Genomic DNA, 18,572 nt, shown 5'->3' with positions numbered 1-18,572 from the left:
AATAGTATATTAAATAGTATACCAGCCTTTTGGTATTAAGAGTTTGATCCCCTTCTCCTGATTAAAACCTTTGGCTATAGAGCTTACACTTTTTTCAAGTCCGGGGATTTTGAGTTCCGGTGCAATATCATTCAGGGGGATAACAACAAAAGCCCGTTCTGCAATCCGGGGATGAGGCAGGGAAACTAACGGTGTATTCATTTCTATGCCTTCATAAACCAGCAGATCTATATCTATGATACGCGGCCCCCATCTTTCCTTTCTTACGCGCCCCATCTTATCTTCTATCTGAAGAAGTACTTTCAGAAGAATTGTAGGCGATAAAGTTGTAATCAGCATAGCGCACCCATTTAAAAAAAGTCCCTGTTTTGGACCGCCGACCGGGATTGTTTCATAAATTGAGGAAACTGAGCTAATATAGACATCAGATCTTTTTGAAATTTTATCAAGAGCTCCCCTAATGTTATTAAGACGATCTCCCAAGTTTGATCCGAGGCCTATATATGCATATTTTGTCATCAAATTCACTTCCTACGGGTAATAATTACCCCGATACCACCCTGAATTCCGGGAATTGGTGGGTTTGGTTTTCTTACCTCTACAGTTGCTTCTGAAATCCCTTCCAGCTTTAATAGCCTGTCGGCTATCCGGCAGGCTAGCGTTTCAAGAAGTTGGCATGTTTCCCCGTACATTACCTCTTCGATGATAACCACTGCTTTACGATAATCAGGCACCTGATCAATTCGATCGCTCGAATGTTTTGATAGGTCTGTTCCTAATTCAATGCTTACCTGAAATTCCTGGCCGAGGGAAGTTTCTTCCGGCAGAACGCCATGGTAAGCATAACATACAAAACCTTCAATAACGATGCGGTCCAATTCTGGATCACCTCCGTATTATCGCATCTGCCATCACTGCAACTCTCCGCATTTGCTTTACATCATGAACTCTGACGATATCTGCTCCGGCGCTAATCCCCAGAGCGACTGTTGCTGCTGTCCCTTCAAGCCGATCATCAACAGGAAGATTAAGAGTTTTGCCGATCATCGACTTACGGGATGTCCCGAGTAATAATGGATAACCAAGCTTGCAGAAATCACCCAAATTGTGCATCACTTCAAGATTTTGCTGCAGATCTTTACCAAACCCGATGCCCGGATCAATAATAATATTTTCATCTCTAACGCCTGCCTCCAAAGCTATTTCAATCGAGTCAGTAAGTTCTGTCAGTATGTCAAAAATCAAATCGTTGTAATTTGTATCATTACGGTTGTGCATGAGACAAATTGGAACATCATAATGCGCAGTTACCTTGCCGAGTTCACTATCTGCTTTTAGTCCCCAAACGTCATTAATCATATCGACGCCGGCAGACAATGCCTTTTCAGCTACGGCAGCTTTGTAAGTGTCAACTGAAATAGGGAGTATAAAATCCTTATCCCTTTTTAAAGCGATTATAACAGGCATGATTCTTCTAAGTTCTTCTTCGGCACTAACCTGTTCTGACCCCGGACGCGTTGATTCGCCACCGATATCGATCAGATCCGCACCCTCCAGGGCCATCTTGTAGGCCTGTTTTATTGCTTCATCTATAGCGCTGAATTGTCCGCCATCGGAAAAAGAATCCGGAGTGACGTTTAAAATGCCCATGACCAGGGTTCGTTTTCCAATAGGTAATAGTTGTTTCCCCAGTTTTATCTGTTCCGCTTTTTTGTTCTTTAGCATTTTTAAAATTTTATCAATATTATTTCCGACTATTTTATAAAAACCACCCTGGAGTTTAATCGACGAGCTCAGATTACAAAGGGCTCCTTTAGTGCCGATCATAACAATTTCTTGTTCAGGAGATGTATGGCCTGATCCAAGGAGTAACTCTATATTATGTTGAGCTGCTTTTTTCTCAAAGTTAGTATAATGGCTTGGGGGAATGCCCTGAATTTTTATCAGAACGAAGTTTGTGCGTTCGATGATATTTCCTATGATGTTGGAGTTTGAATAGTTTAATTTGTTCGCCGACAAATATCTGTGGGGATCTAAACTGACAATCTTAATTGGATTTTGACTCCGGGTCAATATAACAGCTCCTCTTTATGTGGTTGAACATCTATTTTGTTACATCCAATTTTGGTCGAACAATTAAAGCAGAGGCGTGACAGTTTATCTGCTTTATTAAGTAATTTACCCAGCAGTGAGTTTTCCGGAGAGGTATAATAATTACTACGGTGCCGGGCAATTGCATGTTTTATTATATTTGACTCAGATGTAGTAAAACCTGCCTGTACTAAAATCTGACCAGCCAATTCGGCGCTATATTCAGCATGATCAGTGCCGTTTTCATATTCCTGCCACCGACCAATATCATGCAGTAAGCCCGCAGCATATGCTATTTCCCGGGAAATAAAAGGGTTGCCCTTTTCTATCAGTAATAGGTAAGTCAACCTGGCAACCGTTAACAAGTGTTCAAGTGGGTGTTTGCAATAGTACCTTCCGCTTTCTGCATCAGCAATTTTTTGAAGGTACTGATGGTAACAGGGATTAGATAAAATATGATTAACTCTTTCCATAAGATCATCCCCTGATTCTGACTAACGATCTCCCTTAATTAAGCTGAAAACTTCAATCCTTGAACTTGGGTTTCTTCTAAACAGGCCTCTTACAGCAGAGGTTACAGTGACGGACCCCGGTTTTCCGACTCCTCGGATGCTCATACAAAGATGTTCAGCTTCAACAACTACTACAACGCCTTTAGGTTTTAATTCGTCAGTTATAATATCAGCTACATTGCTGGTCAGCCGTTCCTGTAACTGCGGCCTGCGAGACAGAGTGTCAATGACTCTCACAAGTTTACTCAGTCCGACTATCCTGCCCCCTGCCGGCAGGTAAGCCACATGAGCTTTCCCATAGAAAGGCAAAAGATGATGTTCACACATTGAATAAAATGATATATCTTTGACCAATACGATTTCGTCGTGGCCGTCTTCAACAAAACATGTTTGCAAATGTTTCCGGGGATCCTGGAGCAGACCCCCGAAAAGTTCAGAATACATATTTGCTACCCTTAAAGGTGTGCCCCGTAAACCTTCACGGTTTAGGTCTTCTCCAACAGCTTCCAGGATCATTTCCACACCTTTAATAATCTTTTCTTTATCCATTCATGTAACCGCCTTTCCCTAGTAAAGGATATAGTCTGGTAAAAAAACAATAAGGCTGTAAATAAGGGCTGGAGCCATAATGTTTTCCGTTCTCAGGTAAACATAGCCTAGAATGGCTGCGATACCTGGAGCCAGTATTAAAATATCCAGGTAGATATAAGGATAATATAGCATCCATGGTGTATTGATAAAAACTGCCGCAAGACGGATTACAGCAGCAATAACCATTGTTAGTATCAAACCTTTGTTTGCTCCGGTTTTTCTGCTGAGAATAGTTTGTATGTAACCTCTCCAGATCATCTCCCTGGGAAGCCCTATGAATAAAAACATCAAAGGGAAACGAATTGCTGCAGACAACCCGTTAAAGCTTAATCCTTCTGGAAGGCTCCTGATGGCGCCGATTATCAAAATTGCTGAAATCAGGGCTAAAAAATAACCATGAAGTATTCTTTCTCTTCTTAAGCCGAAATCCAGACGATCAATGATACCAATCCGGTGCATCAAAATTAAAAAAACTATAATAACAATATATCCTATACCTTGTGAATAGTCATCACCCCATGGTAGTTTTAAGTCTACATACTCTGCTATAAATATTGTTGCAGCAGTTACAGGAACCAGGATTATACTGATCGAGCTTACAGGGGTTTTTCTCAGGTGTATCCAGTGATTAGAATAACGATGTTCGAGTGAAAAAATAGTGATGACCAGGATCATAATAATAATAAAGAGCGAATAGACTATAAATGTTCCGCCTAACCCTGTATCTGTTGTTATGGCTTCCGGCGGCAGAATCGGTTTTCCGTCAGGTGTTAGAAAATAGTAGTAAACAAGACCATTTTGTCTTGAATGAAAAGACAAGGGAATTGTATCATCCCATATTGGTGGTATGCCAACCTGTTTTTCGGCTATAGCGGAAATCTCCCCCAGCAGGACATTATTCTCTACAGGAATAAAGATATTGCCACCCCTGATTTCTTCAAAAAGCGAGTTCTCCAGAGTTAAAAATATACCGCCTACCTGTTTGTCGGCAAGATCCTCACCATCCTGTTGATATATTCCCTCTCCCAGGATTATTACGCCCCTTTTGCGATCGGTTTGATTTACTGTGGCAATTATCCCTCCAGACGGGAGGTTTATATTTAATCCATCAACTTCGATTTTCCATGGTTCAAATTCACTTACTGAGGTGATCTCATAATGGTAAGGGTTACGACCAAGGGCATCCGGAATTAAAGCTGTCAGTGTAAAAGCTGTTACTACTGCCAGAGTAGTAATGCCAAGCAGTATTAATAACGCTACAAAATAGTTTTTTCGGGCTAATTTGTTTAGCAGCACAGAATTTCCTCCTCAATAACTCATGTTGTCTGAGTGCTTTCAACCAATTCCGACATAGTCTGGAATTTCTTATCAAACAAGACATCTGGTATATTACCATAAAGTTGTCTTCTTTTCAAAAGAGTTCCGATCTGCTATAGTGTTAATGTCCAATGATTAATTATAGATCTAAATCATAGCAATGGGGTGACTTTTTTGCTACTCGCTATTGATGTGGGAAATACCCATATAATGCTTGGAGTTTATCAGGAAGAGAAGATCCTTATATATTGGCGGTTGGCAACCAGGCGCGAAAGTACGGAAGATGAATTGGGAATGATCGTAAAAAACCTTTTGCACAACAGCCGTTTAAGTTTAAAAGATATCAAAGCTGTTGCAATTTCATCTGTTGTTCCTCAACTTATGTATTCACTGGAAAGAATGTCTATTAAATATTTTGAAGTTGATCCACTAATCATCGGTCCTGGCGTAAAAACCGGTTTGAATATTGTAACGGATAATCCGCGTGAAGTTGGAGCTGACCGGATTGTAAATGCAGTAGCCGCTTTAGATCTTTATGGTGGCCCACTTGTAATTGTTGATTTTGGAACAGCTACTACATTTTGCGCGATATCCGGAAAAGGGGATTACCTGGGCGGTGCAATTGCTCCCGGGATTGGCATTTCGATGGAAGCTCTCTTCGATAGAGCTGCAAAGCTTCCCCGTGTTGAGGTGATCAGACCCGGTAGAGTAATCGGCAGAGATACAATTACCAGTATGCAGTCAGGTATTGTGTATGGCTTTGTTGGTCAGGTAGATGGTATAGTCCGCAGAATGGTCGAAGAAATTGAGGGAAATCCACTGGTAGTGGCTACCGGAGGTTTTGCTTTATTAATTGCGCGTGAATCAGAAACCATTGTTAAGGTTAATCCATTATTGACTCTCGAAGGACTCCGCATCATAAGCAGCAGAAACTCTTAGGACCAATCCAAAACAGTTGAGGGGGATGAGTAGATGAAAATCGGTCTTGCCCTGAGTGGAGGTGCGGCAAGAGGTATTGCTCATGTTGGCGTTTTAAAATATTTAGAAGAACGCGGTGTAAAACCATGTTGCATTGCCGGGACGAGCGCCGGCAGCCTGGTTGGTGCCTTTTACTGCTCGGGAATTTCTGTGGAAGGTTTGATAGACATTGCTTTATCGATGTCCTGGAAAGATTTAATAAAAATATCGATACCACGTATGGGTTTAATAAAATCTTCATTGTTGTTGAGTGAAATTGAAGAACACATTGGTAAAATTACTTTCGAACAATTGAAGATACCACTGATTGTAAATGCAGTTGATCTTCTTCACGGCAAAGAAGTAATAATTGAAAAGGGACCGGTAGCGGAAGCGGTGGAAGCCAGTTGCGCAATACCCGGAATTTTTACTCCCGTTAAATGGAACAAGTATATATTGGTTGATGGAGGGCTTCTGGATAATGTTCCGGCAGCGCACATGAAAAACCGGGATATCGACTTTATAATAGCCGTTAATGTTTCAGCACAGAAACCGTTACAGAAAGAACCAGGAAATATTTTTGAGGTATTGATTCAATCATATGACATAATAAGACGTCACAGGGATATTCCCGGATATAAAAATACTGATGTTCTAATCGAACCGGATCTGGGAGATATTTCAATATGGGATACCGGCAAAGCAAAAATTCTTATCGATCGTGGTTATGAAGCTGCCAGGAAAGCCCTGGATGAGATAGATCTGGCAAAGAGACCCGGGCGTATAGCTAGATGGTTGAAAAAGCGAAAGGATAAAACGAGGTGGGCTGATGAATAAGCAATATTGCCAGGATATAATTAAAAACCGGCGAAGCATCAGAAAATTTAAATCCTGTCCGGTAGACGATGAACACCTGGAAATGATTATCGAAGCTGCCCGCCTGGCACCTTCAGGGACAAACCGTCAGCCCTGGAGGTTTATCCTGATGACCAGTGAAAAAGAAAAGAATATTATTAAGAATGCTGTAATACAGCCTTTTGTTCTGGAAGCCCCGGCACTCTTTCTCTGCTGCCTGGATCGAAGCTCATTTACCCGTGATTTGGTTGAAAAAAGAATGCAGGAACTTATTGAAGCCCAGGTGGTCAGCAAAGAAGCTGGATATTATATTAAACAAAGGAAGATGCCACTGTCAGTTGATGATGTTATCCTTCCGCCTTCGGCATATTTAGATCTGGGCATTGCCGTGGAAAACATGGTTTTAATGGCTGCCTCCCTGGGTCTGGGGAGCTGCTGGGTACGCCTCTTCGACGCCCAGCAGGTTCGTGAAGCGCTTTCCCTTCCCACCAGGATAGAACCGGTCGTATTACTGCCTGTCGGTTATCCTGCAGAAACTCCACCACCCCGCCCCCGCCTTAAGCGCGATGAGCTACTGATAAAAATAAAAGCTGACTGAAAGAAAAAGGAGGTGCTCTACGAAATGCACCTCCCTTCTTGGTTTTATTCGATTTTATAAAAGCTATCTTTAATTATTTGAGTCTATATGCACCTCAGCAAGCTGGCGATACATTTCAAGTCTTTCTTTTGCTACCTTTTCGGCTTTATCGAAAAGCAACTTTGCCCGATCCGGGAACTCCTTGGTCAGTGCCCGGAAACGAACTTCGTTCATCATGAAAGAACGTAAATCCTCTTTAGGCTCTTTTGAATCCAGGATGAAGGGGTTCTTACCTTCCCGGGCCAATAATGGGTTATAACGATAAAGCGGCCAGTATCCGGATTCAACAGCCAGTTTTCCTTCTCTTTGGCTCTTGCTCATATCAATGCCATGAGCGATACAGGGCGAATAAGCTATTATCAGAGACGGGCCCGGGTAAGCTTCAGCTTCCAAAATAGCTTTCAGGAATTGATTTTTATTTGCTCCCATTGATACCATGGCAACATAAACGTATCCATAAGTAACCGCCATCAGACCGAGATCTTTCTTGCGCATTTCTTTACCGGCAGCTGCAAATTTTGCTATCGCTGCAATCGGGGTGGCTTTTGAAGATTGGCCTCCTGTATTTGAGTAAACTTCAGTATCCATAACCAGTATATTTACATCTGCACCGGTGGCAATTACATGATCAAGTCCGCCAAAACCGATATCATAAGCCCAGCCATCTCCGCCAAAGATCCAGATAGAACGCTTTGGTAACAGACTGGCATTTTCCCTGATTTGATTCAGAATTTCGGCATTATCTGTTCTAGTTTCTTCTATTTCCATGAGCTCACGTACTTTATCTGCAGCCTTTAGCGAAGGTTCACCTTCATCCTTTACATCCAACCACTGCTGAAGGGCATCATGTAGTGAACCCGATATTCCTGTTTGCTGTGCCTGTTGAACCAGTGCTGTTAATCGTTCCCTCTGCTGGGTCACACCAAGATAATAACCATAACCAAATTCAGCATTATCTTCAAAGAGGGAACTTGCCCAGGCCGGGCCCCGGCCCTTGCTGTCAACTGTATAGGGTACAGTTGGGGCATTGCCTCCATATATTGATGAGCAACCGGTTGCATTGGCAATGATCATACGGTTGCCGAATAGTTGAGTTATAACTTTGATATAGGGGGTTTCTCCGCATCCACCACAGGCTCCGGAAAATTCAAATAAAGGTTTATGGAACTGACTGCCCCGGACAGTTGCGGGCGATATATCCAGATCCAGTTCGGGCAGACTCTCGGCAAATCGGTAACAGGCATCTTCGACTGCTTTTACTTCCTCCAGAGGTTTCATCTCGAGCGCTTTTTCTTTTGCCGGGCAAACGTCAACGCAGTTCCCACAACCTGTGCAGTCCAATGGTGATACCTGGATCCTGTATTTTAATCCTTTAATATCCTTACTGCTGCCGTCAAGCGTTATAAATCCTTCAGGGGCTCCGTCAAGATCTTCCGGCCTGGACAGGTAAGGCCTTATACAGGCATGGGGGCAGACAAATGAGCACTGGTTACACTGGATACAATTTTCGGAAATCCATATCGGCACCTGGATGGCGATTCCTCTCTTTTCATACCGGGTTGTTGCCGTGGGGACTGTACCATCAGGATTGAAAGCACTGACGGGAAGTTGATCGCCTTTCAGTTCTGTCATCGGATATATGGTTTCACATACATACTTTGGTGCATCCTCCGGAACAAAGGTTGCGCCGGTTGTTGAAGTAGCCCAACTTTCCGGGTATTTTATTTCTTCCAGAGCTTCGACTGTTTTATATATGGCCGAAACGTTTTTGGCTACAATTTCGGCGCCTTTTTTGCCATATGATTTGTTAATCATTTTTTCAATTTCTTTGAATGCCAGTTCGGAGTCGATAACACCCGCCAGTTTAAAGAAGGCAGCTTGCATAATTACATTTATCCGTCCGCCCAGTCCTATTTCCCCTGCTATCTGGAAGGCGTCAATATTGAAGAACCTTAGGTGTTTCCTGGCTATAGTCTGTTTCATTTCTGCCGGGAGATGATCGTTCATATCTTTTACACTCCAATCGGAGTTAAGGAGAAAGACACCGTTATTTTTAATGCCTTCAAGTATGTCGTAACGGGTTACGAAAGAAGGATTGTGGCAGGCAATAAAATCTGCCTGATCAATCAGGTAAGTTGAACGGATCTTTTCCGGTCCGAAACGTAAGTGCGATACGGTTATACCTCCTGACTTCTTCGAGTCATAAACAAAGTAGCCCTGGGCATATTGATTGGTGTTGTTACCGATAATAATAATACTGTTTTTATTGGCGCCGACAGTGCCGTCTGCTCCCAGTCCGAAAAATTTTGCCCGATAGGTCCCTTCAGGAGTTGTGTATAGACAATCAGGTTTAATCAGTGAGGTATGGGTAACATCGTCTGTTATACCGACAGTAAAGTGGTTTTTTGGTTTTTCGGAATTAAGGTTATCGAACACTGCTTTAGCCATACAGGGGTTAAATTCTTTGGAACCCAGGCCGTAGCGGCCGCCTATAACCATTGGTGTTCTTCCTGCTTCCATTAAAGCTGTGCAAACATCCTCGTAGAGAGGTTCTCCCAGGGCGCCTGGCTCCTTGGTTCGATCAAGGACAGCAATACGCTTGCAGCTGGAAGGAAGAGCCGCTAAAAAATGCTCCCTCGAGAAAGGACGGTATAAACGTACTTTAACCAGGCCAAGCTTTTCACCCTGGCTATTCAGATAATTAATTGTTTCTTCTACAGTCTCACAGGCCGAACCCATACAGATGATTACAGATTCTGCTTCGGGATCTCCACAATAATCAAATAATTTGTATCGCCTTCCGGTAAGTTCATAAACCTGGTCCATCACAGCAGCAACTTTTTCCGGTGTCTCTATGTAGAAACGGTTTGCTGCTTCGCGGTTCTGGAAATAAATATCAGGGTTTTGGGCAGTTCCGCGCTGGTGCGGCTTTTCAGGGTTGAGAGCGCGGCTGCGGAATGCCTTAATAGCTTCCCAGTCTACTATTTTTTTTATATCTTCATAATCGATTAACTCAATCTTCTGCACTTCATGTGATGTGCGGAATCCATCAAAGAAGTGTAAAAAAGGCACCCTCGTTTTTAAAGTACTTAAATGAGCTACCAGGGCAAGATCCATGACTTCCTGAACTGAAGCAGAAGCAATCATGGCAAATCCTGTTTGCCTGGCAGCCATTACATCTGAGTGATCACCAAAAATTGATAATGCGTGTGTAGAGAGAGCTCTTGCTGAAACATGAAATACTGAAGGCAGTAGTTCTCCTGATATTTTGTACATATTAGGTATTTTTAAAAGTAAACCCTGGGAGGCTGTGAATGTTGTAGTTAATGCACCGTTAACCAGTGAACCATGCACAGCTCCGGCTGCTCCGGCTTCCGATTGCATTGTCGCTACACGCAGTGTTTGACCAAAAATATTTTTTCGGCCGTAAGCAGCCCATTCATCACATATCTCAGCCATTGGTGATGATGGTGTAATCGGATAAATTGCTGCCACGTCGCTTAAAGCATAAGCAATATATGAAGCAGCTGTGTTGCCATCCATTGTTTCAACTTTCTTTGTCAACAAAGACACCTCCATGTATATATGTTGTGAAAACGGTTTATTTTACAAATATTACCGTTTGCAAATCCCGCTTAATATTATCATTTTATAGAAAGCATGACAAGGTTAAAGCCGACAATCTTACAGTCGGCTTTAACCTGGATAAAAAGTAATTCTTCAACATATTATGCAGTTTTTAAACTACTGTTCACCTTCTGAAGGGAATTTCTTGCGGCCAAAATCATCTTCGCGTATGTGACGAAGTATTTCTTTCAGATAAAATATGAAAACAACTATTGGGCCTATCACTAGCACAGCTCCTGTAATATATACTCCAATATCCCAACCAGTCATTTAATTTACCCCCTTCAGGGAACTATCGCCTCGGTCTTTTCCGAAAATTTGCCCAACTATAAAAGCCAGAATGACAAATGGCGGAATCAGGAAGATACCGTATTCCTGCCAAAGCTCATAGCTACGTCCGAAAATATTGAGCTCTATGACCATTGTCTCCCAATCCTCAGAGAAATATCCGGCAAAAGTGATCACAAGATAATAGCCGATAGTACCAAAAAACCCTACAGTTGAAGCCAGTGTTCCACTCAGTTTGGTAAATTTGAATTTTTTTAGAAAAACAGCAATATAAAGTGGGATTAGCACTGTATTAATGATTATACTGGCCTGGAAAACCCAAACTCCCATGATCCGTTCGAAGTAAAAGGCCAGGCTTACAGAAACAATTGCAGAAATCAGGACTGCTCTCTTGGTATATGCAACCAACTTATCCTCTTCAAGATCTGGCCTGAAAATGGGGCGGTATATATCATATACAAGGTTACCGGAAGAAACCAAAAAATAGGAGTCGGCGGTAGACATGGCAGCCGCAAGAACACCGGCAAGAAATAGTCCCATAAATCCGGCCGGGATATACTTGGCAACCACAGCGATTAAAGCCTGGTTGGCATGAGGTTCTCCCATCAAACCAAGTCCCACAACCGCAACAGCTGTAATTCCAAGCATGCAGCAGGCAAATTCGTAGGCAGTCCAGATTGGAGTCCCAATCAGCAGGGCATTTCGCGCTTCTTTAGGGCTTCTGGCTGCAAAAATACGTTGCAGAAATGCAGGTTCACATAATACTGCAAGTGAAGTTAACGCATAAGCAATGATTACCCCGGCTGTCAGATATCCGCCGGATGGGGAGAAGTAGTACCATGGATCCTCTCCAAGGTAGGCCGTAAGCCCGGTATAAACTCCGCTATAGCCTCCTACATCAACCCAGCAGATTATCAGCGCAACTCCGAGGGTAACGGCCATAACAAGAAACTGGACCATATCGGTGGTCGCAACCGCCCATAAGCCTCCTGTGTAAGTGTAAACAACGACGATCACAGCTGCGATCAGGACACCGACCGAAAAGGGTATTTTAAAAATCAAAGCGAAAATAAACCCCATACCCATCATTTCCATCGTATTGATTGAATAGAAGAATGAACAGAGTGCTGATATGACCCGGGTTAATTTCCCGTAATGTTCTGCCATAATATCTACAAACGTATTGCTGTTAAGTTCTCGGAATTTTGGCGCGAGGAAACCCATCAGTATATACATGCCGGTATAAGGAAGCGCATAAGCGAAGAAAGCTGTTACACCTTCATAGAAGCCTATTTCAGAGGTGCCAAAAAGTGTATCAAGGCCAAAGAAAGTTGACACCAGCGTGCCGATCAACAGAGGCATTGTGATGCCCTTTGAAGCGAGAAAGTAGTCTTCAAAGTTCTTATTTTTCTTTTGGAAGAAAAGTCCGACATAAATCATCCCGGCCAGGTAGACTAGAACAATTATCCAGTCCAGCCAGGTCATATTAATACTTAATTCCATCTCACCCATTAGATTCACCACCTATAACCTGTTTTATTAATCATTTTATGCAACTTATAACTGCCAGGGGTCACTGATAAGCAATTCTTTTTGATCTTATCAATAGCTGAAAACAGATAACGGGGTGGGTCTTTTTCTAAATGCGGAGGATCTTCAGTCTGATATGAAGTTTGCTGCAGGTACGGACATTTAATGCCTCTTTGTTTAATGAACCGATACAGTTAAATAAGCTTTTTTTATTGGGGGTTTTAACATCTGAAAAAACATTGGGCCTTATTAAGGAGTCGCAGCGTTCTACCTGTTCATCACGGCATAATTCTTCGTTAATCTCGGCATATTCATTGATCGTTGCCGCAGTTTTTTCAGTAATGGTAACTGAGAAAAGGGCCAGGGGAAAAAGCAACAATATTATGAAGGCAATTAAGTACCTCATCGCTAAGCCGGCTTTCCTGCCAGATTGTAAAAATATTATTTCCCTGTCTCAATTTTACTCTTTCAGGGAAGAAAATTAAAGAAATATTTATTCCAGCATGTGAAATATTCCTCACGGAGTTGTTTAAGGTAAAAGATAAATTATTAAGAGTAAGGGAGATATGCTACAATAAAAATATGGAAAATTATAAATCTGAACGCAAGCAGCGCCATATTATGGTTGTGGAAGATGAGGAAGATATCGTCCGACTGATATCATTTCACCTGGGTAAAGAGGGGTACCGGGTGAGCAGTTATGGCAATGGCAGAGAAGCACTCGATCATGCCATCGAGGAACCCCCCGATCTGATTATTCTCGATATCATGCTTCCGGAAATGGACGGTCTGGAAGTATGCCGTGCACTCCGTCGAAATGATAGGACAGTCTCAATCCCAATATTAATCCTCTCCGCCCGTAAAGAAGAACTTGATAAGGTTTTAGGATTGGAACTCGGTGCCGATGATTATATGGTAAAACCATTCAGTGTAAGAGAGTTGGTGGCCAGGGTAAGGGCAATGCTGAGGAGAATAGAAAACATAAAAATGCCTGTTGAAAAGGATTCCCCGGAGATAATTGAAAAGATTCTTAGGCATGGGAATATCGTTCTCTATCCAGAAAGGCATGAAGTAACGGTCGAAGGGAAAAAACAAACTCTGACCCATAAAGAGTTTATATTACTGGAATTACTGATGTCCAATGCCGGTAGAGTTTTAACCAGGGAATTATTATTGGACAAGGTTTGGGGTTATGAAGTAGAAGTTGACACCCGAACCGTAGATGTCCACATTCGTTACCTGAGACAAAAAATTGAAGATGATCCCGCTAACCCGTATTATATTGAAACTGTTCGTGGTGTTGGCTACAGGTTTGCTTTTCATTAATCTGCAGGGGTAGGTAGGGATAGATGGAGGGCTTCCTTTGTTTTCGAGCATTCGGTGGCGTTTAATTTTTTACTATATCCTGGTTATATCCCTTATTGTTCTGATTATGGGGCTGTCATTTATCTGGTTTCTAAATAATTTTTACATGAAAAATCTTCATGAAAACCTCTACACACAACTTAAATTGGTTGAAGCTCTGGTCGCCGAAATGAGCGATCGCGGAGCCAGTTCCCAAGATATTGATAATTTATGTAAGCAGTTGGGGCATGAGCTCGGACTCAGGATCACACTGGTTAACAGGGATGGTACAGTATTGGCAGACTCTGCAGAAATTCCTGCCTTTATGGATAATCACGCCCAACGACCCGAAATTATAGAAGCATACGCTGTTGGTGAAGGTAGTTCTATCCGATACAGCACTACAATTGGCGAAGAAATGTATTATTTGGCTGTTCCCGTGGAAATTCCCTCTCTAATGGAGTTTACAGAAGATGGGACGTTAACAATCAGGATCTCACTTCCCTTAGTTATGATTAACGATACAACCTCCCGATTAAAATATATTATACTTGCTGCATTACTGGGCTCATCAATCATAGCACTTGTTGCTTCAGTTATACTATCGCACCGCCTGACAGGGCAGATAAGAGAGATCAGCAAGGCAGCCCGGGCAATTTCTGCCGGTAATTTCGCCCCGGCACTGGAAATAGGAGGCAATGATGAGTTGACTGCTCTGGGGAGAAGTATCAAAGAAATGGGTGGGGCATTGAATAAAAAAATCGATCAGGTAACCTGGGAAAAGAACAAATTGGATACTGTTGTTTCATCGATTAACAGTGGGATAATTATGGTCGATCAAGAACAAAAGATTGAACTGATCAACCCGGCAGCCGAAAAACTCTTTGATGTTAATAAGGATGCGGTAACTGGCAAACCGATCCAACAAACAGTACGTTACTATGCTCTTACTGAAAAGTTAAAGACAGTTTACGGGGAAGGTAAATCTCAGTATTTTGAGCTTAATCTTTATTACCCTAGAACGGTGCTTGTCGAAGCCTATTTACTGCCTTTAACAACCGATGGCAAAGGAGTCAGTGGGGGCCTATTTATCTTCCATGAGGTAACTGAAAAGAGGACAATGGAGAAGATGCGTAGTGATTTTGTGGCGAATGTTTCTCACGAATTGCGCACTCCCTTAACAACAATCAGGGGTTACACAGAAACTATTATGACCGAAAAACTAAGCAATGAAGAACTAATTGATTTTTTAAGAATTATTGATAAAGAGACAAACAGGCTGACCAACCTGATTGACAGTTTACTCGATCTGGCCCAGATTGAGAATGAAAAAGAGCTTTTCATGAAAGAAAAGATTGATCTGGAAGCACTGCTTCTCGAAGCGAAAAAAAGAATTCAAGACCTGCAGAGCCAAAGAGAGGTTTCAATAGATCTGGATATCTCTGAATCCCATTTAGTGGTATCAGGAAATTTTGAGTGGTTATGCCAGGCGGTTATAAATATATTGGAAAACAGTATACGACATGGGAAAGAACGAGGCAGGATCACCATCAAAATATTTAGGGAGTCGGATCAAGCCGTGGTTGAGATTTCTGATGATGGACCCGGTATTCCAAAAGAGGATTTACCTTATATTTTTGAACGTTTCTACAGGGTTGACAAAGCCCGTTCCAGGAAAAGTGGTGGCACCGGCCTGGGACTTTCAATTGTCAAACACATTATGGAAGCGCATAAAGCCTATTATTCTCTTAACAGTACTGAAGGATTGGGGACCTTTTTTCGCTTCAGCCTGCCGATTATAAATAACAGCTAGAGTATTTAACCTGAATTTAACATTTATTTTACTTTCTTTACCTTGTTATTTAACCTTGATCAGCTATTCTGGACAAGGTTAAATTATTTTATCAGGAGGTATACGATGAAACAGAAACGGTGGCTAGCTTTGGCAGGTTTGATTTTTATATTATTGGTCATCTTGGTTGCCGGTTGTGGACAGCAGCCAGCACCTGATTCTTTATCTGATGATGATGCCGGTAACGAGATAGTGGAATCCGTTGAATCAGCTTCGATCATGATCGGGGGTTCAGATTCGGAAGTTAACCTGGTAACCAGGCTTGCAGAAGAATTTATGAATGAAAATGCTCATATTCCTATAGCTGTAACCGGTGGTGGTTCCGGTGTGGGCATATCTTCTCTGATCGATGGTGGTATAGATATCGCCAACTCGTCCAGACCGATGAAAGATGCTGAACTGGAAAATCACCTGGCTAACCAGGGCGATGAAGCATTTGCAGTCCGGTTTGCCACTGACGGCGTTGCTGTGGTTGTTAATGAAAACAATCCGGTTGTTGAACTTACAGTCGATCAGGTTGGCGCAATTTACCGTGGAGATATTACAAACTGGTCGGAAGTTGGGGGAGCAGATCAGGAGATAACCCTCTACGGCCGGCAAAGCACCTCCGGTACCTATGTGTTCTTCATGGAACTGGTAGTCCAGGCCGATTACTCACCGGAGATGCGTAACCTGCCGGGCACTTCAGATATTGTAGAAGCAGTAGCAGGTGATGTTGGAGGGATTGGATATGCAGCTATTGGATATGCCGACCGTGAAGGTGTAAAAGCTGTTAATATTGCGAAAGATGCAGGCTCTACAGCTTACGATCCAACTGTACTGGAGAATGTCACCAGCGGTAACTATCCTCTCACAAGGCCCCTGTACCAGTGTGTAACCGGTAAACCAAGTGGTGCGATTCTCGAATTTCTACTCTTTGAAACAGGTGATGCGGGACAGAGCATAGTGCTGGATGAGGGCTTTTATCCGATTACTGCAGCGGATATAGAGTTTAACAAGAAAGCACTAGAGTAACAATATATTTTTATACATAGTAATGGTAATGATGAACCCTATCTATTTAGCCCTGCGATTCACTGCTGTTCATAAACGGTGATGGGTTGCGGGGCAGCTTAACTTCTCACAGCCGGGTTTACTGAAAGGAGGATTAACTTGCACTTCTGGACAGAAAAAATTATGAAATTCATTTTTTGGGCGAGCGGAATTGCCATTATTCTTTTTTTGGCAGGGATTCTTTTTACCCTGCTTTCCAATAGTATTCCCGCGTTTGGCGAAGTCGGTTTACGCGCTTTTTTTACCTCCGGAGTATGGCGACCGGGAGCTTATGGAGAACCTACCTACAGCATCAATAATTTTATTTTAGGAACTTTCATGGTTACTGCCGGGGCCCTGGTTTTTGCTGTTCCTCTTGGAATTGCAGCAGCAGCTTACCTATCTGAAATAGCAGCTCCCTGGGAAAGAGAACTCATTAAACCGGTTGTAGAAGTCCTTGCAGGGATACCTTCAGTTGTGCTCGGTTTTATCGGTTTAGTTGTTCTTTCGCCGATCATAGCAAATATTTTTGGATTGCCTAATGGAATCAATGCCTTAAACGGAGCAATTTTGGTGGGTATTATGGCATTGCCGACGATCATAACCCTGGCTGAAGATGCTATTACAGCGGTACCAAAAGAATATCGCCATGCTTCCCTGGCCCTTGGGGGTACCCGCTGGCAGACGATCTGGAAAGTTACAGTTCCAGCTGCTTTTTCCGGGATAACAGCTGCCGCTATGCTCGGAATGGGTAGAGCGATTGGTGAAACAATGACCGTATTGATGGTAACCGGAAATATGATTGCCCGGCCTTCTTCATTTCTCGATTCGGTTAGAACCCTGAGCGCAAATATTGCTATAGATATCGGTGATGTTGTCTTTGGCTCGGTTCATTTTCATGCCTTGTTTGTTGTTGGTTTGGTTTTATTTACAATTACTTTCATTGTTAACCTTATCGCTGATATCCTTATCCGCCGTAAGCCGGAGGTGAATAAATAAAAAATGATCAATAAAAACCAACAAAAAGCGGAATGGCGCGGAGCCGAAATGATCGGTTACTGGTTTTTACGCTTTGCCCTGGCGATAGTTATACTTGTCCTTCTCTTTATCATTTATGATATTTTCTCCAAGGGTATCGGGGTGATCAATTGGGAATTTATCACTGCAGCCCCCAGAAAAGGAATGACCGAGGGAGGTATTTTCCCGGCTATCGTAGGTACGGTTTATGTGACGCTAATTACTATAGCATTTGCTGTTCCGATTGGAGTTGCTGCTGCAATTTATCTCAATGAATATGCGGCTCAGGATCGATTCACAAGACTGGTCCGGATGTCCCTGCGCAACCTGGCCGGTGTTCCTTCAATAGTTTTCGGTCTGTTCGGGATGGCTGTATTTGTTAAATTATTCGGTTTCAGCCCTTCTCTGATTGCTGCCGGTTTTACACTCGGTCTTTTAACGCTGCCGGTTATTGTAACTGCAGCTGAGGAAGCTCTGATTACAGTTCCCCGTGCTTACCGGGCAGGTTCATTCGCCCTGGGCGCAACTCGCTGGCAGGTGATTCGGACAGTAGTTCTACCCCGGGCGATTCCCGGGATATTGACCGGTACAATTCTCGGATTGGCCCGGGCCGCTGGTGAAACAGCTCCCATACTGGCAACCGGAGCGGCCTTCTTTTTACCCTTTCTACCTGACTCAATTAAGAGCCAGTTTATGGCGCTGCCATATCATCTATTTATTATGTCTACCCAGCATCACGCCCTGGCTATAGTTCGTCCCATTGCATACGGTACAGCGCTGGTTCTTGTAGTACTTGTTTGCCTCCTTAACCTGGTGGCAATACTGCTTCGCAAACATTATCGAAGCAGAATGGCTAAAGGTCTTTAATGCTTAGCCAGTGGATGTTTCATAATAACTTGTATTTTAAAATATTTTTTTATGA

At 42.8% G+C, this 18,572-nt stretch carries 18 protein-coding genes; 8 read left to right on the top strand and 10 right to left on the bottom strand.

Annotated features, from left to right (window positions below; genetic code table 11):
• Positions 1 to 9 precede the first annotated feature (9 nt).
• The 6 genes from folK to SCJ97_00775 all read right to left on the bottom strand — a co-directional run bounded on the left by folK (position 10) and on the right by SCJ97_00775 (position 4,490).
• The gene (gene folK / locus SCJ97_00800) at positions 10 to 519 is read right to left on the bottom strand and encodes a 2-amino-4-hydroxy-6-hydroxymethyldihydropteridine diphosphokinase (GenBank protein MDW7738584.1); all 510 of its coding nucleotides are present in this window, start codon (positions 517 to 519) and stop codon (positions 10 to 12) included.
• 5 nt (positions 520 to 524) lie between these two features.
• Positions 525 to 878: a dihydroneopterin aldolase gene (gene folB, locus SCJ97_00795; GenBank protein ID MDW7738583.1), complete on the bottom strand. Its 354-nt coding sequence runs from the start codon at positions 876 to 878 to the stop codon at positions 525 to 527.
• 7 nt (positions 879 to 885) lie between these two features.
• Complete coding sequence (folP, locus tag SCJ97_00790; protein ID MDW7738582.1) at positions 886 to 1,725, bottom strand: dihydropteroate synthase; 840 nt, start codon at positions 1,723 to 1,725, stop codon at positions 886 to 888.
• Positions 1,726 to 2,069: 344 nt separating this feature from the next.
• Positions 2,070 to 2,564, bottom strand: coding sequence for an HD domain-containing protein (locus SCJ97_00785; GenBank protein ID MDW7738581.1), 495 nt, complete (start codon positions 2,562 to 2,564; stop codon positions 2,070 to 2,072).
• A 21-nt stretch (positions 2,565 to 2,585) separates the two neighbouring features.
• Positions 2,586 to 3,152 (bottom strand): GTP cyclohydrolase I FolE, encoded by a 567-nt coding sequence (folE, locus tag SCJ97_00780; protein ID MDW7738580.1) that lies wholly within the window; start codon positions 3,150 to 3,152, stop codon positions 2,586 to 2,588.
• Between the two features lie 18 nt (positions 3,153 to 3,170).
• On the bottom strand, positions 3,171 to 4,490 hold the full coding sequence (locus SCJ97_00775) for a CPBP family intramembrane glutamic endopeptidase (protein ID MDW7738579.1): 1,320 nt from the start codon (positions 4,488 to 4,490) through the stop codon (positions 3,171 to 3,173).
• A 195-nt stretch (positions 4,491 to 4,685) separates the two neighbouring features.
• Here SCJ97_00775 and SCJ97_00770 point away from each other — a divergent pair, with 195 nt between their 5' ends.
• From SCJ97_00770 to SCJ97_00760, 3 genes are read left to right on the top strand one after another with little or no spacing between them, the layout of a single operon-like run.
• Complete coding sequence (locus tag SCJ97_00770; protein MDW7738578.1) at positions 4,686 to 5,450, top strand: type III pantothenate kinase; 765 nt, start codon at positions 4,686 to 4,688, stop codon at positions 5,448 to 5,450.
• Positions 5,451 to 5,483: 33 nt separating this feature from the next.
• Positions 5,484 to 6,305 carry a patatin-like phospholipase family protein gene (locus SCJ97_00765; GenBank protein ID MDW7738577.1) on the top strand — a complete coding sequence of 274 codons (822 nt, stop codon included), beginning with the start codon at positions 5,484 to 5,486 and terminating at the stop codon, positions 6,303 to 6,305.
• Positions 6,298 to 6,921 carry a nitroreductase family protein gene (locus SCJ97_00760; GenBank protein ID MDW7738576.1) on the top strand — a complete coding sequence of 208 codons (624 nt, stop codon included), beginning with the start codon at positions 6,298 to 6,300 and terminating at the stop codon, positions 6,919 to 6,921. The genes SCJ97_00765 and SCJ97_00760 overlap by 8 nt, the downstream gene beginning before the upstream one ends.
• Positions 6,922 to 6,990: 69 nt before the next feature.
• On the opposite strand, the gene nifJ is transcribed toward SCJ97_00760, so the two are convergent.
• The 4 genes from nifJ to SCJ97_00740 form a co-directional block, all read right to left on the bottom strand.
• Positions 6,991 to 10,524, bottom strand: a complete 3,534-nt coding sequence (gene nifJ / locus SCJ97_00755) for a pyruvate:ferredoxin (flavodoxin) oxidoreductase (GenBank protein ID MDW7738575.1) — start codon at positions 10,522 to 10,524, stop codon at positions 6,991 to 6,993.
• A gap of 180 nt (positions 10,525 to 10,704) precedes the next feature.
• Positions 10,705 to 10,857, bottom strand: coding sequence for a hypothetical protein (locus SCJ97_00750; protein ID MDW7738574.1), 153 nt, complete (start codon positions 10,855 to 10,857; stop codon positions 10,705 to 10,707).
• Entirely contained in the window at positions 10,858 to 12,387 is a 1,530-nt protein-coding gene (locus SCJ97_00745; GenBank protein ID MDW7738573.1) for a sodium:solute symporter family protein, read from the bottom strand.
• A gap of 127 nt (positions 12,388 to 12,514) precedes the next feature.
• The gene (locus tag SCJ97_00740) at positions 12,515 to 12,811 is read right to left on the bottom strand and encodes a hypothetical protein (GenBank protein ID MDW7738572.1); all 297 of its coding nucleotides are present in this window, start codon (positions 12,809 to 12,811) and stop codon (positions 12,515 to 12,517) included.
• Positions 12,812 to 12,987: 176 nt separating this feature from the next.
• Here SCJ97_00740 and SCJ97_00735 point away from each other — a divergent pair, with 176 nt between their 5' ends.
• The 5 genes from SCJ97_00735 to pstA all read left to right on the top strand — a co-directional run bounded on the left by SCJ97_00735 (position 12,988) and on the right by pstA (position 18,517).
• A complete protein-coding gene (locus tag SCJ97_00735; GenBank protein ID MDW7738571.1) occupies positions 12,988 to 13,731 on the top strand; it encodes a response regulator transcription factor in 744 nt (247 codons plus the stop codon).
• Positions 13,732 to 13,768: 37 nt separating this feature from the next.
• Positions 13,769 to 15,562: an ATP-binding protein gene (locus SCJ97_00730; GenBank protein ID MDW7738570.1), complete on the top strand. Its 1,794-nt coding sequence runs from the start codon at positions 13,769 to 13,771 to the stop codon at positions 15,560 to 15,562.
• Between the two features lie 105 nt (positions 15,563 to 15,667).
• Positions 15,668 to 16,615, top strand: a complete 948-nt coding sequence (locus tag SCJ97_00725) for a phosphate ABC transporter substrate-binding protein (protein ID MDW7738569.1) — start codon at positions 15,668 to 15,670, stop codon at positions 16,613 to 16,615.
• A gap of 162 nt (positions 16,616 to 16,777) precedes the next feature.
• The gene (pstC, locus tag SCJ97_00720; GenBank protein ID MDW7738568.1) at positions 16,778 to 17,632 is read left to right on the top strand and encodes a phosphate ABC transporter permease subunit PstC; all 855 of its coding nucleotides are present in this window, start codon (positions 16,778 to 16,780) and stop codon (positions 17,630 to 17,632) included.
• Between the two features lie 3 nt (positions 17,633 to 17,635).
• Positions 17,636 to 18,517, top strand: a complete 882-nt coding sequence (pstA, locus tag SCJ97_00715; GenBank protein MDW7738567.1) for a phosphate ABC transporter permease PstA — start codon at positions 17,636 to 17,638, stop codon at positions 18,515 to 18,517.
• The last annotated feature ends 55 nt before the right edge of the window (positions 18,518 to 18,572 follow it).

The organism is Bacillota bacterium, from assembly GCA_033549065.1.
Taxonomy (GTDB): Bacteria; Bacillota; Dethiobacteria; order DTU022; family DTU022; genus JAWSUE01.
Note: the sequence above shows the minus strand (reverse complement) of the source record. Positions and strands in the feature narration are given on the sequence as shown.